22 protein-coding genes and 1 pseudogene are annotated in these 24,303 nt (G+C 52.3%); 8 read left to right on the top strand and 15 right to left on the bottom strand.

What is annotated here, in order from left to right:
• Positions 1–184: 184 nt before the first annotated feature.
• The 5 genes from ispC to rpsB form a co-directional block, all read right to left on the bottom strand.
• Complete coding sequence (ispC, locus tag ACUU1I_RS03390; RefSeq protein WP_000811938.1) at positions 185–1,381, bottom strand: 1-deoxy-D-xylulose-5-phosphate reductoisomerase; 1,197 nt, start codon at positions 1,379–1,381, stop codon at positions 185–187.
• A gap of 91 nt (positions 1,382–1,472) precedes the next feature.
• A complete protein-coding gene (gene frr, locus ACUU1I_RS03385; RefSeq protein WP_000622418.1) occupies positions 1,473–2,030 on the bottom strand; it encodes a ribosome recycling factor in 558 nt (185 codons plus the stop codon).
• Between the two features lie 291 nt (positions 2,031–2,321).
• A complete protein-coding gene (pyrH, locus tag ACUU1I_RS03380) occupies positions 2,322–3,047 on the bottom strand; it encodes a UMP kinase (RefSeq protein WP_000224573.1) in 726 nt (241 codons plus the stop codon).
• A 146-nt stretch (positions 3,048–3,193) separates the two neighbouring features.
• Positions 3,194–4,045, bottom strand: coding sequence for a translation elongation factor Ts (gene tsf / locus ACUU1I_RS03375; protein WP_000818114.1), 852 nt, complete (start codon positions 4,043–4,045; stop codon positions 3,194–3,196).
• 257 nt (positions 4,046–4,302) lie between these two features.
• Entirely contained in the window at positions 4,303–5,028 is a 726-nt protein-coding gene (gene rpsB, locus ACUU1I_RS03370) for a 30S ribosomal protein S2 (protein ID WP_000246888.1), read from the bottom strand.
• A 367-nt stretch (positions 5,029–5,395) separates the two neighbouring features.
• Between rpsB and map the strand changes: the two genes are divergently transcribed.
• The 4 genes from map (at position 5,396) to ACUU1I_RS03350 (ending at position 10,479) form a co-directional block, all read left to right on the top strand.
• Positions 5,396–6,190, top strand: a complete 795-nt coding sequence (map, locus tag ACUU1I_RS03365; protein WP_001018194.1) for a type I methionyl aminopeptidase — start codon at positions 5,396–5,398, stop codon at positions 6,188–6,190.
• 61 nt (positions 6,191–6,251) lie between these two features.
• Complete coding sequence (gene glnD, locus ACUU1I_RS03360; RefSeq protein ID WP_001094600.1) at positions 6,252–8,924, top strand: bifunctional uridylyltransferase/uridylyl-removing protein GlnD; 2,673 nt, start codon at positions 6,252–6,254, stop codon at positions 8,922–8,924.
• A 30-nt stretch (positions 8,925–8,954) separates the two neighbouring features.
• On the top strand, positions 8,955–9,779 hold the full coding sequence (gene dapD / locus ACUU1I_RS03355) for a 2,3,4,5-tetrahydropyridine-2,6-dicarboxylate N-succinyltransferase (RefSeq protein WP_001186650.1): 825 nt from the start codon (positions 8,955–8,957) through the stop codon (positions 9,777–9,779).
• A 313-nt stretch (positions 9,780–10,092) separates the two neighbouring features.
• On the top strand, positions 10,093–10,479 hold the full coding sequence (locus tag ACUU1I_RS03350; protein WP_000272188.1) for a DUF3461 family protein: 387 nt from the start codon (positions 10,093–10,095) through the stop codon (positions 10,477–10,479).
• Positions 10,480–10,567: 88 nt separating this feature from the next.
• Here ACUU1I_RS03350 and cdaR read toward each other — a convergent pair.
• The 3 genes and pseudogenes from cdaR to dgt all read right to left on the bottom strand — a co-directional run bounded on the left by cdaR (position 10,568) and on the right by dgt (position 14,950).
• Positions 10,568–11,724 (bottom strand): annotated as a pseudogene (cdaR, locus tag ACUU1I_RS03345) (DNA-binding transcriptional regulator CdaR).
• A 154-nt stretch (positions 11,725–11,878) separates the two neighbouring features.
• The gene (gene degP / locus ACUU1I_RS03340) at positions 11,879–13,303 is read right to left on the bottom strand and encodes a serine endoprotease DegP (protein WP_000753940.1); all 1,425 of its coding nucleotides are present in this window, start codon (positions 13,301–13,303) and stop codon (positions 11,879–11,881) included.
• 129 nt (positions 13,304–13,432) lie between these two features.
• Positions 13,433–14,950: a dGTPase gene (gene dgt / locus ACUU1I_RS03335; RefSeq protein ID WP_000057067.1), complete on the bottom strand. Its 1,518-nt coding sequence runs from the start codon at positions 14,948–14,950 to the stop codon at positions 13,433–13,435.
• Between the two features lie 83 nt (positions 14,951–15,033).
• Between dgt and mtnN the strand changes: the two genes are divergently transcribed.
• From mtnN to ACUU1I_RS03320, 3 genes are read left to right on the top strand one after another with little or no spacing between them, the layout of a single operon-like run.
• A complete protein-coding gene (gene mtnN, locus ACUU1I_RS03330; RefSeq protein ID WP_000689849.1) occupies positions 15,034–15,732 on the top strand; it encodes a 5'-methylthioadenosine/S-adenosylhomocysteine nucleosidase in 699 nt (232 codons plus the stop codon).
• Positions 15,725–16,525, top strand: coding sequence for a vitamin B12 ABC transporter substrate-binding protein BtuF (gene btuF / locus ACUU1I_RS03325; protein WP_005053399.1), 801 nt, complete (start codon positions 15,725–15,727; stop codon positions 16,523–16,525). Before mtnN ends, btuF begins: the two co-directional genes overlap by 8 nt.
• Positions 16,526–16,562: 37 nt before the next feature.
• Positions 16,563–17,186 (top strand): TRIC cation channel family protein, encoded by a 624-nt coding sequence (locus tag ACUU1I_RS03320; protein WP_000964211.1) that lies wholly within the window; start codon positions 16,563–16,565, stop codon positions 17,184–17,186.
• A gap of 46 nt (positions 17,187–17,232) precedes the next feature.
• On the opposite strand, the gene erpA is transcribed toward ACUU1I_RS03320, so the two are convergent.
• The 4 genes from erpA to yadX are packed head-to-tail and all read right to left on the bottom strand — an operon-like array spanning position 17,233 to position 19,139.
• Positions 17,233–17,577 (bottom strand): iron-sulfur cluster insertion protein ErpA, encoded by a 345-nt coding sequence (gene erpA / locus ACUU1I_RS03315; RefSeq protein WP_001295564.1) that lies wholly within the window; start codon positions 17,575–17,577, stop codon positions 17,233–17,235.
• A complete protein-coding gene (gene yadW, locus ACUU1I_RS03310) occupies positions 17,570–17,635 on the bottom strand; it encodes a small protein YadW (RefSeq protein WP_128567298.1) in 66 nt (21 codons plus the stop codon). Before yadW ends, erpA begins: the two co-directional genes overlap by 8 nt.
• Positions 17,636–17,658: 23 nt before the next feature.
• A complete protein-coding gene (gene clcA, locus ACUU1I_RS03305; RefSeq protein WP_000845381.1) occupies positions 17,659–19,080 on the bottom strand; it encodes a H(+)/Cl(-) exchange transporter ClcA in 1,422 nt (473 codons plus the stop codon).
• Between the two features lie 11 nt (positions 19,081–19,091).
• The gene (yadX, locus tag ACUU1I_RS03300) at positions 19,092–19,139 is read right to left on the bottom strand and encodes a protein YadX (protein WP_211180485.1); all 48 of its coding nucleotides are present in this window, start codon (positions 19,137–19,139) and stop codon (positions 19,092–19,094) included.
• 165 nt (positions 19,140–19,304) lie between these two features.
• Between yadX and hemL the strand changes: the two genes are divergently transcribed.
• Positions 19,305–20,585, top strand: a complete 1,281-nt coding sequence (gene hemL, locus ACUU1I_RS03295; protein ID WP_000045271.1) for a glutamate-1-semialdehyde 2,1-aminomutase — start codon at positions 19,305–19,307, stop codon at positions 20,583–20,585.
• Positions 20,586–20,619: 34 nt separating this feature from the next.
• On the opposite strand, the gene fhuB is transcribed toward hemL, so the two are convergent.
• From fhuB to fhuC, 3 genes are read right to left on the bottom strand one after another with little or no spacing between them, the layout of a single operon-like run.
• A complete protein-coding gene (gene fhuB, locus ACUU1I_RS03290) occupies positions 20,620–22,602 on the bottom strand; it encodes a Fe(3+)-hydroxamate ABC transporter permease FhuB (RefSeq protein WP_000044075.1) in 1,983 nt (660 codons plus the stop codon).
• On the bottom strand, positions 22,599–23,489 hold the full coding sequence (gene fhuD / locus ACUU1I_RS03285) for a Fe(3+)-hydroxamate ABC transporter substrate-binding protein FhuD (RefSeq protein ID WP_000015992.1): 891 nt from the start codon (positions 23,487–23,489) through the stop codon (positions 22,599–22,601). Before fhuD ends, fhuB begins: the two co-directional genes overlap by 4 nt.
• Positions 23,489–24,286 (bottom strand): Fe3+-hydroxamate ABC transporter ATP-binding protein FhuC, encoded by a 798-nt coding sequence (gene fhuC / locus ACUU1I_RS03280; RefSeq protein WP_001158930.1) that lies wholly within the window; start codon positions 24,284–24,286, stop codon positions 23,489–23,491. The genes fhuD and fhuC overlap by 1 nt, the downstream gene beginning before the upstream one ends.
• Positions 24,287–24,303 lie beyond the last annotated feature (17 nt).

Here is a 24,303-nt window from a genome sequence, read left to right as displayed (position 1 = left end):
CGTTTTTTATTCCCTGACAGGGTTTACGGTACTCAGGAATACTGAAGCCTATACAAAAAAAAGCCGTGTAAAACCACGGCATACCTGACCTTATAAAGCCAACTACTTACGATCAGATGGCGCAGACTATATCATTGAAGCCCTACGCTAACAAATAGCGCGACTCTCTGTAGCCGGATTATCCTCAGCTTGCGAGACGCATCACCTCTTTTCTGGCGACTTCACTCGCGTTCGCATCAACAGATAACACATCGTCCACACATTGTGGTTCGCGCATATCCATTTTTTCCAGTACAGATAAATTCAACGCAGCGATATCCGTAAAGCGGATTTGTTGCGCAAGAAAAGCAGCAACGGTGATTTCGTTTGCGGCATTCAATGCTGTCGTCGCTGCCTGGCCTTGTTCGAACGCCTCCATCGCCAGTTTCAGGCATGGATAACGCTCATAATCCGGTGCGGCAAATGTCAACGCACTTAGTTTGCAAAAATCGAGCGGCTTCACGCCAGAGTTCACGCGATTCGGCCATGCCATGGTGTGGGCAATTGGCGTACGCATATCCGGTTCCCCCAGCTGCGCCAGAACACTGCCGTCCTGATAGCGCACCATTGAGTGAATCACTGACTGCGGGTGAATCAGCACTTCCATCTGGCTGGCGCTGGCGTTAAACAGCCAACGCGCTTCAATGTATTCCAGACCTTTGTTCATCATGGTAGCCGAATCGACAGAAATTTTACGTCCCATCGACCAGTTCGGATGACGGCAAGCTTGATCGGGCGTCATTGTTGCCAAATCGCGCAATGGCGTCTCACGGAAAGGGCCACCAGACCCGGTAAGTAAAATGGACACCACGCCATTTTGCTCAAGGTCAGCGTATCCCAGATTATGCTGGATAGGTTGCGGTAAACTCTGAAAAATAGCGTTATGTTCGCTATCGACCGGTAACAATTGCGCTTTGCTCTGCTTTACGGCGTCCATAAACAGACGTCCGCAGGTAACCAGTGATTCTTTATTGGCCAGCAAAATGGTTTTACCCGCGCGGATCGCAGCAAGCGTAGGTAACAGCCCAGCAGCACCAACAATGGCTGCCATCACCTGATCAACCTCCTCAAGCGCTGCCATATCGCAAGCGGCTTGTTGCCCACTTAAGACTTCGGTGCGGCTCCCCTGTTGCTGTAGCATCGTTTTAAGAAGTTTCGCACTCGCTTCATCGTCCATTACGGCATAGCGGGGAGAGAATTCCAGGCACTGTTCTACCATGCGAGTGACATTTTTGCCTGCCACCAGCGCAACTACGCGGAAGTGTTCGGGATTATGGCGCACCACGTCCAGCGTGCTGCAACCAATCGAGCCGGTCGAGCCCAGAATGGTGAGTTGCTTCATGAAACATCCAGAGTTGAGACAGAATAAAAAGCAAAACGCCGCCAGCCGATCCGCAAGGATCTACTGAGCGGCGTTTTTGTCGTTCAAGAAATCAGAACTGCATCAGTTCTGCTTCTTTGTCTGCCAGCGCCGCTTCAATTTTCTTGATTGCAGCATCAGTCAGTTTCTGTACATCGTCCTGAGAACGGCGATCGTCGTCTTCGCTGATCTCTTTATCTTTCAACAGTGCTTTCACTTTGTCGTTCGCGTCACGACGCACATTACGTACTGCAACACGCGCTTGTTCTGCTTCACCACGAACGATTTTGGTCAGATCTTTACGACGTTCTTCCGTCAGCGGCGGCAGCGGAACACGGATGTCGCTACCCGCAGAGTTCGGGTTCAGGCCGAGATCGGAGGCCATAATCGCTTTTTCAACGGCCGGAGACATTGAACGATCAAACACGTTGATTTTCAGAGTACGGGAATCTTCTACCGTTACGCTTGCCAGCTGACGCAGCGGCGTCGGCGTGCCGTAATATTCCACGACAATGCCATCCAGCAGGCTGGGAGAAGCACGACCCGTGCGTATTTTGCTGATTTGGGTTTTGAACGCTTCTACGCATTTGTCCATGCGTACTTCAGCATCTTTTCTGATATCGCTAATCACGTTACGAATCCTTGAAAACTTGTCTCAGTCAGACCAGACAGTCACACACAGTGGAAGTGTGCTAAGTATAGCCCTGATTAAACATATTACGGGTAATCGTCTGGATTATTAGGCTATTTTATTTGCCATTTTGGCCCCGAGCAGTGCTCGCCATCCTCACGTACTTTTGTACGCTCCGGTTGCTGCGCGCTGGCCGTGACCAAACTGCCTGCAACAATAACGCCTTATAACCAGACTTACGCCCCCGCGATACTTACGCGGAATCTTACCCTTATTTATCCATCACGGGAATTATTCCGTGATTAAAGTCCCTTCTTTTTCACCCATTACCACACGGCGCAGCGCACCCGGTTTGTTCATATTGAAAACACGAATCGGTAATTTATGGTCACGAGCCAGCGTGAAGGCCGCCAGGTCCATGACTTTCAGCTCTTTTTCCAGCACTTCGCTGTAAGTCAATTGCTCGTACATGGTTGCGGTTGGATCTTTCGCCGGATCAGCGGTAAACACGCCGTCAACTTTGGTTGCTTTCAGCACCACATCGGCTTCAATTTCGATACCACGCAGGCAAGCTGCTGAGTCGGTGGTAAAGAACGGGTTACCTGTACCGGCGGAGAGGATCACCACACGGTTGTTGCGCAACAGGCTGATAGCTTCTGCCCAGCTGTAGCTGTCGCACACGCCATTCAATGGAATAGCGGACATCAGACGAGCGTTCACATAGGCGCGGTGCAGTGCATCACGCATTGCCAAGCCGTTCATTACGGTCGCCAGCATCCCCATGTGGTCGCCCACAACGCGGTTCATACCCGCTTTCGCCAGACCAGCGCCACGGAACAGGTTACCCCCACCAATCACCACACCAACCTGAATACCCAGTTCAACCAGTTCTTTGATTTCCTGAGCCATACGATCCAGTATGCTTGCATCAATACCGAAGCCTTCAGTGCCCTGCAGAGCTTCGCCACTCAACTTAAGCAGAATGCGTTTATAGACGGGTTTTGCATTGGTAGCCATGTTTCTTTCCTGAGACTGTCAACGATTGAAATGAATTAATACTAGCGACATTGTACGTCGCTTTTCAGCGCAGCCCCACAAGGGTTAGCTGAATTTACAAGATGGGCACAAAAAGAAGCCGCCCTCAGGCGGCTCCTTTTTGATAATTAAGACTGCTTGGACATCGCAGCAACTTCTGCTGCAAAGTCAGTCTCAACTTTCTCGATGCCTTCACCCACTTCGAAACGGATGAAGCCAGTCACTTCAGCGTTATGCTCTTTCAGCAGCTGACCAACAGTTTTGCTTGGTTCCATAACGAACGGCTGACCGGTCAGAGAAACTTCGCCGGTGAATTTCTTCATGCGGCCTTCAACCATTTTCTCTGCGATTTCTTTCGGCTTACCAGACTGCATCGCGATATCCAGCTGTACCTGGTATTCTTTTTCTACCACTTCAGCGGATACGTCTTCTGGTTTGATGAATTCTGGCTTGCTTGCAGCAACGTGCATAGCGATGTGTTTAACCAGCTCTTCGTCAGCGCCTTTAGCAGCAACCAGAACGCCGATACGCGCACCGTGCTGATAAGAACCCAGAACGTCGCCTTCCAGCGCAGCAACGCGGCGAATGTTGATGTTTTCACCAATTTTCGCTACCAGCGCAACACGTTCTTCTTCGAACTGTGCTTTCAGAACTTCAACGTCAGTGATTTTGCCAGCAACAGCTGCGTCCAGAACTTTGTCTGCGAACGCCTGGAAACCAGCGTCTTTTGCAACGAAGTCAGTCTGGCAGTTAACTTCCAGAATGATGCCGTAGTTGCCGTCGATTTTGGTTTTGATCACGCCGTCAGCAGCAACGTTGCCTGCTTTTTTCGCTGCTTTAATAGCACCGGACTTACGCATGTTTTCGATTGCCAGCTCGATGTCGCCGTTAGCTTCAGTCAGTGCTTTTTTGCAATCCATCATGCCTGCGCCAGTACGCTCACGCAGCTCTTTTACCAGGGATGCGGTAATTTCAGCCATTCTAAAATCCTCGGAGATGTGATCTGCCCGGCATTAAACCGCACAGATATAAAAGTGAAAAAGGGGGCCATATGCAGGCCCCCTAACCAAACGTGTACTACCTGGTCTATAAGGGCTCTCCCCCTTCATATTTCGCGCCGCAGATGCGTTGTCTTCGCTCGCTCATCCCGGTCACTTACTGATGTAAGCTCCCGGGAATTCTCGAGCTTGCCGCCTTTCTGCAACTCGAACTATTTTGGGGGAGTTATCAAGCCTTATTACTCAGCTTCTACGAAGCTTTCTTCCGCCTGGGAAGCCAGATCCTGAGAACGGCCTTCACGTACGGTTGCAGCAACAGCGCCCAGGTACAGGGTCACAGCACGGATTGCGTCGTCGTTACCCGGGATAACGAAGTCAACACCGTCCGGATCAGAGTTGGTATCAACGATAGCAAATACCGGAATACCCAAGTTGTTTGCTTCTTTGATAGCAATGTGTTCGTGGTCAGCATCGATTACAAACAGAGCGTCCGGCAGACCGCCCATGTCTTTGATACCGCCCAGGCTGTTTTCCAGTTTCTCCAGCTCACGAGTGCGCATCAGCGCTTCTTTCTTGGTCAGCTTGTCGAAAGTACCGTCCTGAGACTGAGTTTCCAGGTCTTTCAGACGTTTGATGGACTGACGAACGGTTTTCCAGTTAGTCAGCATACCGCCCAGCCAGCGATGGTTCACGAAGAACTGGTCGCAGCTCAGAGCAGCGTCTTTCACCGCTTCGCTTGCAGCGCGTTTAGTACCAACGAAAAGGATTTTACCTTTGCGAGAAACAATCTTGTTCAGTTCAGCCAGAGCTTCGTTGAACATCGGTACAGTTTTCTCAAGGTTGATGATGTGAACTTTGTTACGCGCACCGAAGATGAACGGCTTCATTTTCGGGTTCCAGTAACGGGTCTGGTGACCGAAGTGAACACCAGCCTTGAGCATGTCGCGCATGGAAACAGTTGCCATGATTAAAACCTCTATATAAAAGTTGGGGTTATGCCTCCACGTATCCCATATTACCGACCCCAAAGGGCACCCCGGAATATGTGCCGATACGTGTGTGTTGTTACACAAAGTGAGATTGTCGCTTCCGTCCAGTCTGTGTATACGAAATGGATCGGAAGTCCGGCGCGCTTTATACCACAAATACGTCGTGGACACCAATAATTGTTGGCGCTGTGTACAGCATCAGACGTCGAATTTTCTATTATAGAAAACCTTCAGTGGCACGTTTGGCGAAATTCAGAATGATTCTCAATTTGCCCGGGTGTGATACCATTGACGGCACTTACATATATATTGTCGGTATCACCGACGCTGATGGACAGAATTAATGGCTATCTCAATCAAGACCCCAGAAGATATCGAAAAAATGCGCGTCGCTGGCCGACTGGCTGCCGAAGTGCTGGAGATGATCGAACCGTATGTTAAACCGGGCGTCAGCACCGGCGAGCTGGATCGCATCTGTAATGATTACATTGTTAATGAACAACACGCGGTTTCTGCCTGCCTCGGCTATCACGGCTATCCGAAATCCGTTTGCATCTCTATTAATGAAGTGGTGTGCCACGGTATCCCGGACGATGCTAAGCTGCTGAAAGATGGCGATATCGTTAACATTGATGTCACCGTAATCAAAGATGGTTTCCACGGCGATACCTCGAAAATGTTTATCGTCGGTAAGCCGACCATCATGGGCGAACGCCTGTGCCGCATCACGCAAGAAAGCCTGTACCTGGCGCTACGCATGGTAAAACCAGGCATTAATCTGCGCGAAATCGGTGCGGCGATTCAGAAATTTGTCGAAGCAGAAGGCTTCTCCGTCGTTCGTGAATATTGCGGACACGGTATTGGTCGCGGCTTCCATGAAGAACCGCAGGTGCTGCACTATGACTCCCGTGAAACCAACGTCGTGCTGAAACCGGGGATGACGTTCACCATTGAGCCAATGGTCAACGCGGGTAAAAAAGAGATCCGCACCATGAAAGATGGCTGGACGGTAAAAACCAAAGATCGCAGCTTGTCTGCACAATATGAGCATACTATTGTGGTGACTGATAACGGCTGCGAAATTTTGACGCTACGCAAGGATGACACCATCCCGGCGATAATCTCGCACGACGAATAAGATGAAGCCGGCGAATGCCGGCTTTTTTAATGCGATAATTTAATCTTATGGGTGGCGCACAATGAATACCCTTCCAGAACAGTACGCAAACACCGCTCTCTCCACCCTGCCCGGTCAACCGCAAAATCCATGCGCCTGGCCCCGTGATGAATTAACCGTCTGTGGGATAAAAGCCCATATCGATACTTTCCAGCGTTGGCTGGGTGATGCCTTTGACAATGGGATCTCTGCAGAACAGTTGATTGAGGCACGTACCGAGTTCATAGACCAGCTCCTGCAACGATTATGGATTGAAGCGGGATTCAGCCAGATTGCCGACCTGGCATTGGTTGCCGTCGGTGGCTACGGTCGTGGCGAGCTGCATCCACTTTCTGACATCGATTTACTGATTTTAAGCCGTAAAAAGCTCCCGGACGATCAGGCGCAAAAAGTGGGCGAGCTGTTAACGCTGCTCTGGGATGTAAAGCTGGAAGTCGGTCATAGTGTGCGCACGCTTGAAGAGTGCATGTTGGAAGGGTTATCGGATTTAACCGTCGCCACCAATTTAATCGAATCCCGCTTATTAATTGGCGATGTTGCGCTCTTCCTCGAACTGCAAAAACATATTTTTAGCGAAGGATTCTGGCCTTCCGACAAGTTCTACGCAGCGAAAGTTGAAGAACAGAACCAGCGCCATCAGCGTTACCATGGCACCAGCTACAACCTTGAACCAGACATCAAAAGTAGCCCTGGCGGCTTGCGCGATATTCACACTCTGCAATGGGTGGCCCGCCGTCATTTTGGCGCAACATCGCTGGATGAAATGGTCGGGTTTGGCTTCTTAACCTCAGCGGAGCGGGCGGAATTAAACGAATGTCTGCATATACTGTGGCGTATTCGCTTTGCCCTGCATCTGGTCGTCAGCCGTTACGATAATCGTCTGTTATTCGATCGCCAACTTAGCGTCGCTCAGCGTCTGAATTACAGTGGTGAAGGCAACGAACCGGTCGAGCGGATGATGAAGGATTACTTCCGCGTTACACGCCGCGTCAGTGAACTCAACCAGATGCTGCTGCAACTGTTCGATGAAGCCATCCTCGCCCTTCCCGCCGACGAAAAACCACGTCCACTCGACGATGAGTTTCAGCTACGCGGTACGCTAATCGACCTGCGTGATGAAACACTATTTATGCGCCAGCCGGAAGCCATCTTGCGTATGTTCTACACCATGGTGCGCAACAGTGCGATCACCGGTATTTACTCCACCACGCTGCGCCAGTTACGCCATGCCCGTCGCCATCTGCAACAACCGCTGTGTAATATTCCGCAAGCACGAAAACTGTTTTTGAGCATTCTGCGTCACCCCGGAGCGGTGCGGCGCGGGCTATTGCCAATGCATCGCCATAGCGTGCTCGGCGCGTATATGCCGCAATGGTCGCATATCGTCGGGCAGATGCAGTTTGATCTGTTCCACGCCTACACGGTGGATGAACATACTATCCGCGTGATGCTGAAACTGGAGAGTTTTGCCAGTGAAGAAACGCGCCAGCGCCATCCGTTGTGTGTGGACGTCTGGCCGCGCCTGCCGTCAACTGAGCTGATTTTCATCGCCGCGCTGTTTCACGATATCGCCAAAGGACGCGGCGGCGACCACTCCATTCTCGGTGCTCAGGATGTAGTGCATTTTGCAGAACTCCACGGGCTGAACTCACGCGAAACACAGCTGGTTGCCTGGCTGGTTCGCCAGCACTTGCTGATGTCGGTGACAGCACAACGCCGCGATATTCAGGACCCTGAAGTCATCAAGCAGTTTGCCGAAGAAGTTCAAACGGAAAATCGTCTGCGCTATCTGGTATGCCTGACAGTGGCTGACATTTGCGCCACCAACGAAACGCTGTGGAATAGCTGGAAGCAAAGTCTGTTGCGCGAACTCTATTTTGCCACCGAAAAGCAGCTACGACGCGGAATGCAAAACACGCCGGATATGCGCGAACGGGTTCGCCATCACCAACTCCAGGCACTGGCACTACTGCGCATGGATAACATCGACGAAGAGGCGCTGCACCAAATTTGGTCACGCTGTCGTGCTAACTATTTTGTCCGCCATAGCCCAAATCAACTGGCCTGGCATGCCCGCCATTTATTACAGCATGATTTAAGCAAACCGCTGGTATTGCTTAGCCCGCAGGCTACGCGTGGAGGCACCGAGATTTTTATCTGGAGCCCGGACCGCCCCTATCTGTTTGCCGCCGTCTGTGCCGAATTAGACCGCCGCAATTTAAGTGTTCACGACGCACAAATTTTCACCACTCGCGACGGTATGGCGATGGATACCTTTATCGTGCTGGAACCCGATGGCAGCCCGCTGTCCGCAGATCGCCATGAGGTTATTCGGTTTGGTCTGGAGCAGGTGCTGACGCAAAGTAGCTGGCAGCCACCGCAGCCCCGTCGCCAACCCGCCAAATTACGCCATTTTACTGTTGAAACCGAAGTAACGTTTTTGCCGACCCATACCGACCGCAAATCGTTCCTCGAACTGATCGCCCTCGACCAACCTGGACTGCTGGCGCGAGTCGGGAAAATTTTTGCCGATCTGGGAATTTCGCTTCATGGTGCCCGAATTACAACCATTGGCGAGCGAGTAGAAGATTTATTCATAATTGCCACCGCTGACCGGCGTGCGCTTAATAACGAGTTGCAGCAGGAAGTGCATCAGCGGTTGACAGAGGCCCTCAATCCAAACGATAAAGGGTGATGTGTTTACTGATATGAAAAGAGTTTAACAATGCAGCAGTTACAGAACATTATTGAAACCGCTTTTGAACGCCGTGCCGAGATCACGCCAGCCAATGCAGACACCGTTACCCGCGAAGCGGTAAATCAGGTGATCGCCCTGCTGGATTCCGGCGCACTGCGTGTAGCGGAAAAAATTGACGGTCAGTGGGTGACGCATCAGTGGTTGAAAAAAGCGGTGCTGCTCTCTTTCCGTATTAATGATAATCAGGTGATCGAAGGGGCAGAAAGCCGCTACTTCGACAAAGTGCCGATGAAATTCGCCGACTACGACGAAGCACGTTTCCAGAAAGAAGGCTTCCGCGTTGTGCCACCAGCGGCGGTACGTCAGGGTGCGTTTATTGCCCGTAACACCGTGCTGATGCCGTCTTACGTTAACATCGGCGCATATGTTGATGAAGGCACCATGGTTGATACCTGGGCGACCGTCGGTTCTTGTGCGCAGATTGGTAAAAACGTCCACCTTTCCGGTGGCGTGGGCATCGGCGGCGTGCTGGAGCCGCTGCAGGCTAACCCGACCATTATTGAAGATAACTGCTTCATTGGCGCACGCTCTGAAGTGGTTGAAGGGGTGATTGTCGAAGAAGGTTCCGTCATCTCTATGGGCGTATACATTGGTCAGAGCACCCGTATTTACGACCGTGAAACCGGCGAAATCCACTACGGTCGCGTTCCGGCGGGGTCTGTGGTTGTTTCAGGTAATCTGCCGTCAAAAGATGGCAAATACAGCCTCTACTGTGCGGTTATCGTTAAGAAAGTTGACGCGAAAACTCGCGGCAAAGTCGGCATTAACGAACTGCTGCGTACCATCGATTAAGAGTACATATACGGGCAGCATGATGCTGCCCGTATGCTTTCTGGCTCAGAATAATTCGTCCTACTCATTCTTCCTCCCCCTTTTTTAAATACTTTTTCATCTTGTTTCGGACTGTCATGTAATTCGCAAAACGAAGATAAATGTGCTAATCCATCCCATGGAATATCGCCACAATAAAGCAGGTAATTTTTTGATTTTTACGCCATGATAGAAGTCTGGAAGAAAAAGGCTTTCTGCGATCACAGTCGAGCCGGGCGGGCCAAGCCAAATGCTAAAATAAGCACAATTTACTGACTCATTTTGAGGTAACGCTATGTACGACAATCTGAAAAGTCTGGGTATTACCAATCCTGAAGAAATTGATCGTTACAGCCTCCGGCAGGAAGCCAACAACGATATTCTGAAAATCTATTTCCAGAAAGACAAAGGCGAGTTTTTCGCCAAGAGCGTTAAGTTTAAATATCCGCGTCAGCGTAAAACGGTCGTCGCTGATGGTGTGGGTCAGGGTTATAAAGAAGTCCAGGAAATCAGCCCGAATCTACGGTATATCATTGATGAGCTTGATCAAATCTGTCAGCGTGACCGCAGCGAAGTTGATCTTAAGCGTAAGATCCTCGACGACTTACGTCACCTGGAGTCAGTCGTAACCAATAAGATCAGCGAGATTGAAGCCGATCTGGAAAAACTAACGCGTAAATAATCCCGAATTGACGGTTAACTCGGGCATTCCCCTCTCCCCTTCGGGCTGAGGGGAATGAGCCAGCGCCGCCTCAACCTTAACGCATAATCTACCGCTCTTCATCCAGTTGTAACGCCACATACAGCAGCAACCTGTCATCAAAATTGCCCAAATCAAGCCCGGTCAGTTCCGATATACGATTAAGCCGATACTCCAGGGTATTACGATGAATAAACAACGCCTTTGACGTTGCCAGCGGTTGCACATTGTGGCGAAACCACGCCGCCAGCGTTCGTCGCAGCAAGCCGTTATTGTCCATCGCTTTCAGCCGCGCCAGCGGTCGCGCCAGTTCGTTGGCCTGCCAGTCGCCACGCAAACTGTCGAGTAACACAGGTAACATCAGATCCTGATAAAAATAGCAGCGACTTTCTGGCATCCGCTGTTTACCCACCACCATCGTCGTTTTCGCCGTACGATAGGATCGGGCAATACTGCTAGGACCGGTAAAATAGTTGCCCAGTGAAACGCGAAAACGCAGCTGGCCGTACTCTTTCATGCGGGTAATCAGTTGTTCAACTCGCTTACGATGATCTTCTGCATCCCAGCGCCCAAAAGAGTTCAACGCCGGTTTCAACACCACCATTTCGGTTAGCGAGACAATCGCCACCAGATTATTACGCTCGGGCGTAGTCAGCGCGTTTTGCAGTTGTTGTAACTCCGCCATTGCGCTGTCCACGCCAAGCTGACCGCTGTCGACCTCAACAATAGCCACCACTCGCGGTTGATTGAGATCGATCCCCAGCCGTTGCGCCCATTCAGAAGTGCGGGAGTATTCTCCTCTGCCTGAATCAGGTTCATCACCAGTTCTTCCCGCAAACGGCTATCCTGCGCCAACAAGTGCATCAACCGCGACTGTTCCAGCATCATTTCAGCCGTCATGCAGACCAGTTCGCCATATTTACGCAGATTCTCTGGTTCACCTGTCAGGCCAATTACGCCGACAATTTCACCTTCCAGCCGTAACGGTAGATTAATCCCCTGCCGCACACCGTGCAGATGACGTGCTACCGCGTCATCGATATCGACGACTCGTCCCTGTGAAAGTACCAGCAATGCACCTTCGTGCAATTCACCAATACGCTCACGATCGCCGCTGCCGATAATTCGCCCGCGGGCATCCATTACGTTGATATTGGTATCGATGATGCGCATGGTACGTGCCACGATATCCTGCGCCATTTTGGTATCAAGATGCCAGCCAGCCATAAGTCCTCCGTTATGCACGGCTTAGCATAAGGAAGTACGTAACGTACGGCATTGTGCAAATGCCCAAAGGATGATGAAGATGTATGGAGTTGTGGCGAAGTTCACAGATTGTAAGGAGAACCCCTTCCCGTATTCAGGAAGGGGTTGAGGGAGATTACTGCATTAACAGGTAGATGGTGCTGTCGCCGCGCTGAATGTTCAGTGCCAGCACAGACGGTTTGCTGTCGAGAACTTTACGCAGTTCAGCGATGTTTTTCACTGCCTGCTGGTTCGCACCAATAATCACATCACCTTTCTTCAGGCCGATCTGCGCAGCCGGAGTGCCCGTCTTCACGTTGTTCACTACCACGCCCTGATCTTTACCTTTGTTGCTCATCTCAGCGCCTTCAATGCCGTTGAAGATGGAGCTGGAATCAACCTGATTCTGGCTGCTCTGCTGCAGTTCCAGGTTCACGTTAACCTGCTTACCGTCGCGCAGTAAGCCCAGGGTCAGTTTGCTGCCCACCGGCATAGTACCCACCTGAGCACGCAGTGCGGCAAAGCTGCTGATCGGCTTACCGTTCAGTGAGGTGATCACATCACCCGCTTTAATGCCCGCTTTTGCAGCCGAGGAATTAGGCAGAACCTGGCTTACGAAAGCACCGCGCTGGGCGTCAACTTTCATCGCTTTCGCCAGTTCGGAATTCAGCTCAGTCCCCATAATACCCAGCTCACCGCGTTTCACCTGCCCGTATTCCACCATCTGCGAGGTCAGGTTTTTCACCATGTTACTCGGGATAGCAAAACCGATACCGATGTTGCCGCCGTCCGGTGCGAGGATCGCGGTGTTGATACCGATCAGTTCGCCGTTCAGGTTAACCAGCGCACCACCGGAGTTACCACGGTTGATCGCTGCATCGGTCTGGATGAAGTTTTCGTAGTTTTCAGCATTCAGGCCGCTACGCCCCAGCGCAGAGACAATCCCGGAAGTTACCGTCTCGCCCAGACCAAACGGGTTACCAATCGCTACGGTGTAATCACCCACGCGCAGTGCATCAGAATCCGCCATCTTAATTGCGGTCAGTTTTTTCGGGTTCTGGATTTGGATCAGCGCGATATCAGAGCGCGGATCTTTGCCAACCATCTTCGCGTCGAACTTACGACCATCGCTCAGCTGGACTTTAATCACCGTCGCGTTATCAACAACGTGGTTGTTGGTGACGACATAGCCTTTATCGGCATCAATGATGACGCCGGAACCCAGCGCCATGAATTTCTGTTGCTGGCCGCCGCCATTACCGCCCTGGCCCCCCTGGCAGAACGGAGAGCTCTGGAACGGAGAACCTTCCTGGCAGAACGGAGAATCATCACCGAAGAACTGCTGGAAATTACGCGGCATACGCGGCGTATTAACGGTTGTGCTACCTTCTACGTTAATGCTGACCACTGAAGGCATCACCTTTTCGAGCATCGGTGCAAGGCTTGGCATCTGCTGGGCTGTCGTTGCTGAAGAAGTCTCAGCCGCCGTTGCAGAGAGCGGAGATAACGCCAAACCTAAACTCAGAGCCAGTGCACTCAGTGCTAATGTGGTTTTTTTCATGTATTTCAGTCTCGATTAACAGATAACGCAAAATTGCTGTGTTCTTCAGATTCGTTTTATAGCCCGAAGTTCCGAACTAAAGTTTCTGCAAAAGGTAAAAATTTATTGTTCGTCTTTACAAAAGCCTGGTTATTGTTCTACGGCCATCAGACGTCGGTATTCATCCCACGCATAGAGGTCGGTCATACCGCTGATATAATCCTGCAGCAGGCGGCAACGGTAATAATATTCCCATAGCGGAAACTCAGGAGAATCTGACGGTAATTTACTGACAGCCTCGACATAGGCCAGCCGATGGCGCGTCGAGAGTTTGTGGAATAAGCGCGACTCAATAGGGAAACGTTTCACCCGTTCTTTTTCTACCAGTTCAGTAAAGTCTGATAACGACAGGCTTAATAAAGGACGATAAATCTCTAATAATCCGCTAATGACCCGATAGCCCTGCAATTCAAGCTGCTCGACATCCGGATGGCTAAATACATGTTTTACAGCGACATTTTTATATAGCTTAAGAAGATCGCTGCATTCGCTGGCATCTTCCAATAATGCATGATTAAACGTTCCGGCGAAAATCGCAGGCAGATTATCAATAAATCGTTGTGCCGCGTAGGGTACCAGTTTGTTTAGGGTGTTTACCCGTAAATACATAAAAAACTGATCTTCCGTACTGCGGCTTAAACTATTTGAGCGTGATTTTTCCCAGGCATTTTCAACCACCAGCGAAAAGAGCGAACCTTTCTCATGCTGGCCCCACGCTTCGTGCAAATGATGATAAAGCTGCTCAACGGTAAATATTCTTTTCTCTACCGCATCTTCAAGGTCTGCCACACAATAGGAGATGTCGTCGGCAGCTTCCATAATCCACGTTAATGGAAAACGACTGTAAAGCGCCAAATTAAGTTCTTTACGCAACCGGGCAATATAGGCTTCTTCAGAAAGATAATAACCCGGCTTTTTCATTAAATAGTGATGTGTCTCAGGCGTTTCGCCACGCCACCACGCCGGACGGGTATATTTTAAAATACCGCCAACCTGTGCCCAAGTGAGATTCATCCGCATCAATGTATGCACCAGACGAATGCCTTGTGCATTCCCCTCAAAATGACATAAGTCCTGACGAATCTTGCGCCGCAGCTCGTTAAGCGGTTCTTCCCCGTCCCGTAAACGTAGTGCCGCCACGCTGCAGCGATCGTCAGTCAGAGGCTGGCTTTCGGCATCTTCCGGGTGCAAACGTTGGCGAAACCAGTCATTTATCGCTGCTTCGCCAAAATGACCAAACGGCGGATTGCCGATATCGTGCATCAGGCATGACATCTCAACAATGCTTTCAAAGGGGCCGGTCAGTTCATCCAGGCCGTATGCTTCCAGCAATTTAAGCTCTTTCAGACGGCTTAAAATTTCTTTGGCGATGTAGCGTCCCACCTGCTGGACTTCCATCGAGTGGGTAAGACGCGTGCGCACGGCGGCATTGCGCTCCAGTGGAAAAACCTGGGTCTTTTGTTGCAGACGACGAATTGCCGGAGAGTTGATGATACGCCCGCGATCGCTCTCGAAGATCCGCAGGATCTCATGTTCGGTTTTAACGCCCTGCGGTGAACGGTAACGACGATGCCAGTTTATTTTTTTTCGGAAATCAATCTGTGCCATGTCCTCTCCCGCGTGAGAAATACGCTTCCCCGTAAGCGCATGGTAAACTATGCCTTCAAATCGGGCTTATCGCGAGTAAATCTATGAAAATCGGCATCATTGGTGCAATGGAAGAAGAAGTTACGCTGCTGCGTGACAAAATCGAAAACCGTCAAACTATCAGTCTCGGCGGTTGCGAAATCTATACCGGCCAACTGAATGGAACCGAGGTTGCGCTTCTGAAATCGGGCATCGGTAAAGTCGCTGCGGCGCTGGGTGCCACTCTGCTGTTGGAACACTGCAAGCCAGATGTGATTATTAACACCGGTTCTGCCGGTGGCCTGGCACCAACGCTGAAAGTGGGCGATATCGTTGTCTCGGACGAAGCGCGTTATCACGACGCGGATGTCACGGCATTTGGTTATGAATACGGTCAGTTACCAGGCTGTCCGACAGGCTTTAAAGCTGACGATAAACTGATCGCTGCCGCTGAGGCCTGCATTGCCGAACTGAATCTTAACGCTGTACGTGGCCTGATTGTTAGCGGCGACGCTTTCATCAACGGTTCTGTTGGTCTGGCGAAAATCCGCCACAACTTCCCACAGGCCATTGCTGTAGAGATGGAAGCGACGGCAATCGCCCATGTCTGCCACAATTTCAACGTCCCGTTTGTTGTCGTACGCGCCATCTCCGACGTGGCCGATCAACAGTCTCATCTTAGCTTCGATGAGTTCCTGGCTGTTGCCGCTAAACAGTCCAGCCTGATGGTTGAGTCACTGGTGCAGAAACTGGCACATGGCTAAATCACTGTTCAGGGCGCTGGTCGCCCTGTCTTTTCTCGCGCCACTGTGGCTCAACGCCGCGCCGCGCGTCATCACGCTTTCTCCCGCCAACACTGAACTTGCCTTTGCCGCCGGGATCACGCCGGTTGGGGTCAGCAGCTATTCCGACTATCCTCCACAAGCGCAAAAGATTGAGCAGGTTTCCACCTGGCAGGGGATGAATCTGGAACGCATTGTCGCGCTGAAACCCGATCTGGTGATTGCCTGGCGTGGAGGTAATGCCGAGCGGCAGGTTGACCAGCTGGCTTCGCTGGGAATAAAAGTGATGTGGGTCGATGCGACAAGCATTGAACAAATTGCCAATGCGTTACGTCAACTGGCCCCCTGGAGTCCGCAACCAGACAAGGCCGAACAAGCCGCGCAATCCCTGCTGGATCAGTACGTGCAATTGAAAGCGCAATATGCTGATAAACCTAAAAAACGTGTTTTTCTGCAATTCGGCATTAATCCGCCATTTACCAGTGGAAAAGAGTCGATTCAGAACCAGGTACTCGAAGTTTGTGGCGGAGAAAACATCTTTAAAGACAGCCGGGTTCCCTGGCCGCAAGTTAGCCGCGAACAGGTGTTAGCACGCTCGCCACAGGCGATTGTCATTACAGGCGGACCGGACCAAATTCCTAAAATCAAACAATACTGGGGTGAACAGCTCAAAATTCCCGTTATTCCTCTCACGAGTGACTGGTTTGAACGTGCAAGCCCACGTATTATCCTCGCAGCACAACAGCTCTGTAATGCGCTTTCACAGGTAGATTAGTGCCTGACCTTTTCAGGTGCTCAGTGGGGATTGAACAATGCTCGTCTATTGGCTGGATATAGTCGGCACAGCGGTATTTGCCATCTCCGGCGTTTTGTTAGCCGGAAAATTGCGTATGGACCCTTTTGGTGTTCTGGTACTGGGCGTGGTTACCGCAGTAGGCGACGGAACAATTCGCGACATGGCGCTGGATCACGGCCCGGTATTTTGGGTGAAAGATCCCACCGATCTGGTCGTTGCCATGGTCACCAGCATGCTGACCATCGTGCTGGTGCGCCAGCCAAGACGCTTACCAAAATGGATGTTGCCGGTGCTGGACGCCGTTGGTCTGGCGGTGTTTGTCGGCATTGGCGTGAATAAAGCCTTTAATGCGGAAGCCGGTCCGTTAATCGCGGTTTGTATGGGCGTCATTACTGGCGTTGGCGGCGGGATCATTCGTGATGTACTGGCCCGCGAAATCCCCATGATTTTACGTACAGAAATCTACGCAACTGCCTGTATTATCGGCGGTATTGTCCACGCTACGGCTTATTACACATTTTCCGTACCACTGGAAACAGCCAGTATGATGGGCATGGTCGTGACGCTATTGATTCGGCTGGCGGCTATTCGTTGGCATCTTAAGCTACCGACGTTTGCGCTGGATGAGAATGGGCGTTGAAGAGAGAAGATGTGCCGGATAGTTTATCCGGCACATGAACAACAGATTAGATGCTAAAGGAAGAACCGCAACCGCAGGTGCTTTTCGCGTTCGGGTTGGTCACGATGAAACGAGAACCTTCCAGTCCTTCGGTGTAGTCAACGGAACCGCCGACCAGATATTGCAGGCTCATCGGATCAACCACCAGGCCAACGCCCTGTTTTTCGATGGTCATATCGCCTTCGTTCACCTGATCATCAAAGGTGAAACCATACTGGAAGCCGCTGCAACCGCCACCGGTGATATACACGCGTAATTTCAGATTCGGGTTATCTTCGTCAGCGATCAGGCTTTTAACTTTGTTGGCTGCTGCGTCGGTAAACTCCAGCGGCAGTGCTACGTCATCACTCATATTTTGCTCCAAACGACATCGGCAATCGGGCAAATTCTAACCCAATAATAATCGCCATTATCTAATACCCTGGTATTTCGTTCAAGTATTCTCGCTGGCTGATGCGGCCTTGCTTCGCGCCAGTTGCTCAGCTTCCTGTTTTGCCAGCGTGCGCGCAAGAATCGCCGAGTATAGAGGTTTCCCGCCGGTAAATTGCGCTAATAGTGTTGCGCCAAGACCGGTAATAATCATTGGCAAAATGAGCTGGTAGTTATCGGTCATCTCCAGAACCAGAATGATCCCCGTTAACGGCGCGCGAATAGATGCCGCCAGTAATGCCCCCATTCCGGCAATAGCAAACGTCCCCGCCTCCAGGTGATATTGCGGAAACAGCTCAACGGCAACCATTCCGAAAGCGGTTCCCAGCACAGTACCCAGCGCCAGCATCGGGGCAAAAATACCGCCCGGCGCGCCGGAAGAGAAGCAGAGTAAGGTGGTAATGACCCGAGCGACGAAGATAAACACCAGCATTCCCATGCTGAAATTCCCCGCGGTAGCGATAGGAATCAGGTTAAAACCGCCGCCCGACGTTGCTGGTGCCACAAACCCCAGCAATCCACACAGACCGCCAATCGCCCCCCCCATCAGTACCCATTTGGTAATATTGCCGCCGTGCACACGGTGCAGCAAATCCTGCATCCCCAGCACCCATTTATTAAAAATAGGGCCGAAAATGCCAAAAATAATACCGAGGATCAGATAAAGCCACAGCGTATTAAGCGGCGCATCAGAAAGTTTACCGACGTCAATCAACGCAACTTCATGATTAAAAATCCGGTACATAATGGTCGACATAATGACGCCAATAAATACCGCTTTAATCGAAATTAACGTATAGCGAAACTGCGGACGCATCTCTTCGATAATAAACAAAATACCCGCCAGCGGCGCGTTAAAGGCCGCAGCCAGCCCCGCAGCAGCACCGGTTGCCAGCAGCGTATGGCGAGCTTCATCACCTTTCAGGCGGAAAATATCAAGCACCATGCGACCGATATTGCCGCCGATCTGCACGGTTGGTCCTTCGCGCCCTAGCACCATGCCTCCGCCGAGTGTCCCCAGCCCGCCAAAGAATTTCACCGGCAATACACGCCACCAGCGAACAGGACGTTGATCTTCCAGCGCCCCTTCAATTTCCGGGATCCCCGATCCCCCTGCTTCGGGCGCGTATTTGCGCACCAAAAAGTAGCCGAACATCGCCAGCACCGCCGAACAGAGAAAAGCGACGGTTAACAGTAGCGGATAATTATCAGCAGTATGTACCAGCACTCCCATACGTTGGTTCTGCAACCAGGCGACACCTTTGTCAAAAGCAACCGCAGCCAGCCCGATAAGCGTGCCGACGACTGCCGCCATAAACAAAATGGCTAACGGGGTTTTATCGCGCTCAAGAAGTTGGCGAATCAGTTGTCTGCGTCGCAGGCGCGCGGCCTGCGGTGTTTCTAAAGAGGGAGTATCAGTTTTCATCCAATGATCACTTATTGGTCATACAAATAAGATGACGGCATTTTACTCGCACGTTCCATGAAAATCCTTTGCAAAGCGTAATGTTTCAAATGCACAAAACTTTTATACTCTAAGAAATCAGGATTGCACCAGTACAAGCAGCCTGATGTTTGACGAGTATTTAACTTGTTATGAATAACATAGAATAGCAGCCATTCACTTTTTCTACGAATCAGGAACCCTCCATGAGTAAGTCTGAAAATCTTTACAGCGCAGCGCGCGAGCTGATCCCTGGCGGTGTGAACTCCCCTGTTCGCGCCTTTACTGGCGTGGGCGGCACTCCACTGTTTATCGAAAAAGCGGACGGCGCTTATCTGTACGATGTTGATGGCAAAGCCTATATCGATTATGTCGGTTCCTGGGGGCCGATGGTGCTGGGCCATAACCATCCGGCGATCCGCAATGCCGTGATTGAAGCCGCCGAGCGTGGTTTAAGCTTTGGTGCACCGACCGAAATGGAAGTGAAAATGGCGCAACTGATGACCGAACTGGTCCCGACCATAGATATGGTGCGCATGGTGAACTCCGGCACCGAGGCGACGATGAGCGCCATCCGCTTGGCCCGTGGTTTTACCGGTCGCGACAAAATCATTAAATTTGAAGGTTGTTACCACGGTCACGCTGACTGCCTGCTGGTGAAAGCCGGTTCTGGCGCACTCACGTTAGGCCAGCCAAACTCGCCGGGCGTTCCGGCAGATTTCGCCAAACATACCTTAACCTGTACTTATAACGATCTGGCCTCTGTACGCGCCGCGTTTGAGCAATACCCGCAAGAGATTGCCTGTATTATCGTCGAGCCGGTGGCAGGCAATATGAACTGTGTTCCGCCGCTGCCAGAGTTCCTGCCAGGTCTGCGTGCGCTGTGCGACGAATTTGGCGCGTTGCTGATCATCGATGAAGTGATGACCGGTTTCCGCGTAGCGCTAGCTGGCGCACAGGATTATTTCGGCGTAGTGCCAGATTTAACCTGCCTCGGAAAAATCATCGGCGGTGGAATGCCGGTAGGCGCATTCGGTGGTCGTCGTGATGTAATGGATGCGCTGGCCCCTACAGGTCCGGTCTATCAGGCGGGTACGCTTTCCGGTAACCCGATTGCGATGGCAGCGGGTTTCGCCTGTCTGAATGAAGTCGCGCAGCCGGGCATTCACGAAACGCTGGATGAGCTGACAACACGTCTGGCAGAAGGTCTGCTGGAAGCGGCAGAAGAAGCGGGAATTCCGCTGGTCGTTAACCACGTCGGTGGTATGTTCGGTATCTTCTTTACCGACGCCGAGTCCGTGACGTGCTATCAGGATGTGATGGCCTGTGACGTCGAGCGTTTTAAGCGTTTCTTCCATATGATGCTGGATGAAGGTGTTTACCTGGCACCGTCAGCGTTTGAAGCGGGCTTTATGTCTGTGGCGCACAGCATGGAAGATATCAATAACACCATCGATGCTGCACGTCGGGTGTTCGCGAAGTTGTGATAATTTTGCCTCGCCCACCGGGCGAGGCATTCTATTAACGGCTCTGCTTTCTCAGCAAATAGATAAAATATGGCGCACCGATAAAGGTCGACAGCAGCCCCGCCGGGATCTGGAATGGAAACAGCACCATCCGCCCACACCAGTCAGCGAACACCAGCAGTAAACCACCCACCAGCGCCGAAATTACGATATGTGGCATCGTCCGTCGAAAGCCCATCATCCGCGCAATATGCGGTGCCATTAAACCAACAAAACTCAACGGTCCAATAGTCATCGTCGCGGTCGCCGTCAGGCAAGCCGCTAACAGCAGCAGCGCAATTCGCGTCGGCGTCAGCGCCATCCCTACCGCCCGCGCGGTATCACCACCCAGCGGTAAAATGGTCAGCCAGCGGCGGCACAGCGGAGTAATCGCCAGCAAAATCACCATCACAATTCCGGTGCGCCAGACCTGAGCATCGGTCGCGTTGTAGGTCGAACCGGAAATCCAGGTCAGCACTTGCGCCATTCGCGGGTCACCACTTGCCTGCAACATCATCAAAAGCATGGTGAACGCGGTACTTAACGCCATCCCCGCCAGTAACATGCGGTGTGGGGAAAATCCACCGCGTCCGGCGGCGATCATAATGATCAACAGCATCACCGCCGCCCCGAGACTGCCTGCGGGTAACAACCAGCCAAAGGCATTACCCGGTACCAGAAACAGCATTAACACCACACCAAACGCCGCGCCGGAGCTAATCCCCAGCACTTCCGGGCTTGCCATCGGGTTGCCGGTCAGTCGCTGAATAATACAGCCCGCTACCGCCAGCATGACGCCCGCAAACAGCGCCGCCATAATTCGCGGCCAGCGCCAGGGCATTAAATCCTCGAGCAACGCCCCGCTCGCCCACGTCCAGCCGTGCGCATCACGACCAAACGACAGCGCCACCACCACAGCCATCAACAACAGCACGCCGCCCGCGAGGGCAAACGCCAGCACATGTTGGCGTTCAGTCGCGACACGATCGTTAACCTTCATATCCGGCGCGCTAATGCTGCGTAAACGCGGCAGCAGCCACAGTAGCAGCGGCGCACCGATCAACGCAGTGACCGAACCGGTGGACACTTCCATCCACACGCGAGTCAGCCAGAGGATGATTTGATCGGAAAGCCAGAGGATCAGCGCACCAATCAACGACGCCAGCATCAGTCGTGGCAGCAGACGCCGCGCCCCCAGCATTTTTGCCAGCAGCGGCGCGAACAACCCGATAAAGCCGATAATCCCCACAGCGTTCACCAGCAGCGCACTGATGACAATCGCCAGCGACAGCGCCGCCAGACGCGCAAGCGACAAGGCCAGCCCGAGATTGCGCGCCACGCCATCATCAAGCCCCATCAGGGTTAACGGACGAAGTAGCAGCAACGTCAGCATCACACCGCCCAGCAACTGCGGCCATAAACGCTCAACACCGCCCCAGTCGGTTTGCGTCAGCGTTCCAGTGCTCCACAGAAACATGCTTTGCAACTGGTCATGATGGAAGATAACCAGTAACTGATTGATTGCGCCGCAATAAAGGCTCACTACCAACCCCGCGAGAATCAGCGTTACCGGCGACAGCCGTTTCCCCCACGCGACGCCAAAGACAATTAAGCCAACAACGCAAGCCCCTGCCAGCGCAGCAAACTGGCTCGCCATCGCGCTAGGGATCGCCCAGAGCGTGGTGACGGTAATCCCCAGTTGCGCGCCTGTTGCAACGCCCAACGTCGTCGGTTCCGCCAGCGGGTTACGCAGTACTTGCTGAAACAGCACGCCCACCAGCCCCAGGCCCGCGCCCACCAGCAGCGAAATCGCCAGACGCGGCAACAAGCTGTAGTGAAAAATCATCTGCTCGATGACGTCAATATCCGGCGACCAGGCGGCCTGCGCCCACTGACTGCGCGGCAGCGCCTGTGAGAAGTTCATCCAGGTGAGCGCCGTAGCGACAATCACTAACAGCGCCAGCAATAACGCCGGGAAAAGCGCAATTCGTTTACTCACGCTTTACCTCCGATGGCGTTATCCAGAACACGCACAAAGTGCATTGCCGAAAGCGTTGCACCATAAAACCAGACTGCGGGTACGCGCTGAAAGCGCCCTGTACGGACAAACGGCATGGCCTGCCACAGCGGGGTTGCCATTAGCGCATCCATGTCTTTGCTGTTGTCGTGATCAAAACAGAGCACATCAACGTCTTTATACGCTGCCAGACGATCGATACTGACGGCGGTACTGCCCCAGAAGTTGGTTTCCCCTTGCCAGGCATTTGGGATGCCGTACTCATCGAGAATTTCCTGGAACAAGCTGTTTGGACCGAAGACCAGCATATGGCGCGGATCGATAAGCGTCGTCAGCAGTAACGGGCGTGCACCACGCTTCACAAAGCGGGGTTTCATGCTGCGGATAAAGTCTTCGTATTGCGCTAAATGCGTTTCCGCTGCGCTTTGCAGGTTAAGTAAATCTGCCATTTCCGTCAGCGATTTACGCGCCATCGCCAACGGATGTTTGCCGTCACTGAAGTTAAATCCGCGACCCGGCGCAATACGTGCCAGCATTTCTGATGAAGGGCCATATCCTGCCGACCAGACCATAAACGACGGTTTCATTTCGGTCAGCAGTTCAAGGTTAGGTTCTGTACGCAAACCGACGTCAATCACTGAGTCCGGCAATGGTGGTTCGCTGACCCACAGGCGATAGTTGATGGTATCCGCCACGCCGTAAGGCACGATGCCGAGCGCCAGCAGTAATTCCACCGGCAACCACTCCAGCGCCACAATACGATTGGGGTCAATAGCCGCCGCGTGGGCGGTATTCATCTGCCATAACAACGGAGAAAGCGCCATCGCCGTTAACAGTCGACGGCGCGAAATAAGAGGTAAGCCGCTCATCAATAAACAAAACTCACAGGTGCAGCACCCGCCGGATGCGGCAAAATACCCATCGGGATGCCATAAATCATTTCGAGGGTTTCGCCGCGCATAATTTCCGCAGGCGTTCCCTGAGCAATCATTTCACCACTGCGCAGGGCGACCAGATAATCACAGTAGCGTGCCGCCATATTGATATCGTGCAACACGGCAATGACCGTCAGGCCACGTTCCTGACTTAAACGGTGCACCAGCGCCAGCACATCAACCTGGTGGGCGATATCCAGCGCCGAAGTCGGTTCGTCGAGCAACAGACAACGGCTATCCTGCGCCACCAGCATGGCGATCCACGCCCGCTGACGTTCGCCGCCAGAGAGACTATCGACCAGCCGATGCGCCAGCGGTTTTAAGCCAACCAGCGAGATAGCTTCCTCGACCTTTTCGCGATCTGCCGCACCAAAGCGCCCCAGCGCGCCATGCCACGGGTAACGACCAATCGCCACCAGTTCACGCACGGTCATCCCTTCTGCCGGAGGAAGCTGCTGCGGCAAATAAGCCACTTTGCGGGCAAACGCTTTGCTGCTCCAGCTTTCCAGCGGCTGGGCATCAAGAAGAATCTCCCCTTCTGACGGAGGCTGATGACGACCAAGCATTTTGAGCAGAGTGGATTTACCAGAACCGTTGTGACCAATCAGACCGGTCACTTTCCCGGCAGGAAAGGTTAACGACAGCGGATGCAAAAGCGTGCGCCCGGGCACACGAAAGGAGATATTACGCAGTGCAAAAGTGGTATCGGAATGATTCGTGTATTCCTGCATAACAGCCAACTTGTGAA

Source organism: Shigella sp. SIG3 (assembly GCF_053555855.1).
This window is presented reverse-complemented; position numbering and strand designations above follow the sequence as displayed.

Excerpts from the sequence above, each read along its gene's own strand:
- map (WP_001018194.1), top strand. The coding sequence starts at position 5,396 with ATGGCTATCTCAATCAAGACCCCAGAAGATATCGAAAAAATGCGCGTC.
- mtnN (WP_000689849.1), top strand. The coding sequence starts at position 15,034 with ATGAAAATCGGCATCATTGGTGCAATGGAAGAAGAAGTTACGCTGCTG.
- dgt (WP_000057067.1), bottom strand. The coding sequence starts at position 14,950 with ATGGCACAGATTGATTTCCGAAAAAAAATAAACTGGCATCGTCGTTAC.
- dapD (WP_001186650.1), top strand. The coding sequence starts at position 8,955 with ATGCAGCAGTTACAGAACATTATTGAAACCGCTTTTGAACGCCGTGCC.
- btuF (WP_005053399.1), top strand. The coding sequence starts at position 15,725 with ATGGCTAAATCACTGTTCAGGGCGCTGGTCGCCCTGTCTTTTCTCGCG.
- fhuD (WP_000015992.1), bottom strand. The coding sequence starts at position 23,489 with ATGAGCGGCTTACCTCTTATTTCGCGCCGTCGACTGTTAACGGCGATG.
- pyrH (WP_000224573.1), bottom strand. The coding sequence starts at position 3,047 with ATGGCTACCAATGCAAAACCCGTCTATAAACGCATTCTGCTTAAGTTG.
- glnD (WP_001094600.1), top strand. The coding sequence starts at position 6,252 with ATGAATACCCTTCCAGAACAGTACGCAAACACCGCTCTCTCCACCCTG.
- degP (WP_000753940.1), bottom strand. The coding sequence starts at position 13,303 with ATGAAAAAAACCACATTAGCACTGAGTGCACTGGCTCTGAGTTTAGGT.
- fhuC (WP_001158930.1), bottom strand. The coding sequence starts at position 24,286 with ATGCAGGAATACACGAATCATTCCGATACCACTTTTGCACTGCGTAAT.
- erpA (WP_001295564.1), bottom strand. The coding sequence starts at position 17,577 with ATGAGTGATGACGTAGCACTGCCGCTGGAGTTTACCGACGCAGCAGCC.
- ACUU1I_RS03350 (WP_000272188.1), top strand. The coding sequence starts at position 10,093 with ATGTACGACAATCTGAAAAGTCTGGGTATTACCAATCCTGAAGAAATT.
- ispC (WP_000811938.1), bottom strand. The coding sequence starts at position 1,381 with ATGAAGCAACTCACCATTCTGGGCTCGACCGGCTCGATTGGTTGCAGC.
- tsf (WP_000818114.1), bottom strand. The coding sequence starts at position 4,045 with ATGGCTGAAATTACCGCATCCCTGGTAAAAGAGCTGCGTGAGCGTACT.
- rpsB (WP_000246888.1), bottom strand. The coding sequence starts at position 5,028 with ATGGCAACTGTTTCCATGCGCGACATGCTCAAGGCTGGTGTTCACTTC.
- hemL (WP_000045271.1), top strand. The coding sequence starts at position 19,305 with ATGAGTAAGTCTGAAAATCTTTACAGCGCAGCGCGCGAGCTGATCCCT.
- clcA (WP_000845381.1), bottom strand. The coding sequence starts at position 19,080 with ATGAAAACTGATACTCCCTCTTTAGAAACACCGCAGGCCGCGCGCCTG.
- ACUU1I_RS03320 (WP_000964211.1), top strand. The coding sequence starts at position 16,563 with ATGCTCGTCTATTGGCTGGATATAGTCGGCACAGCGGTATTTGCCATC.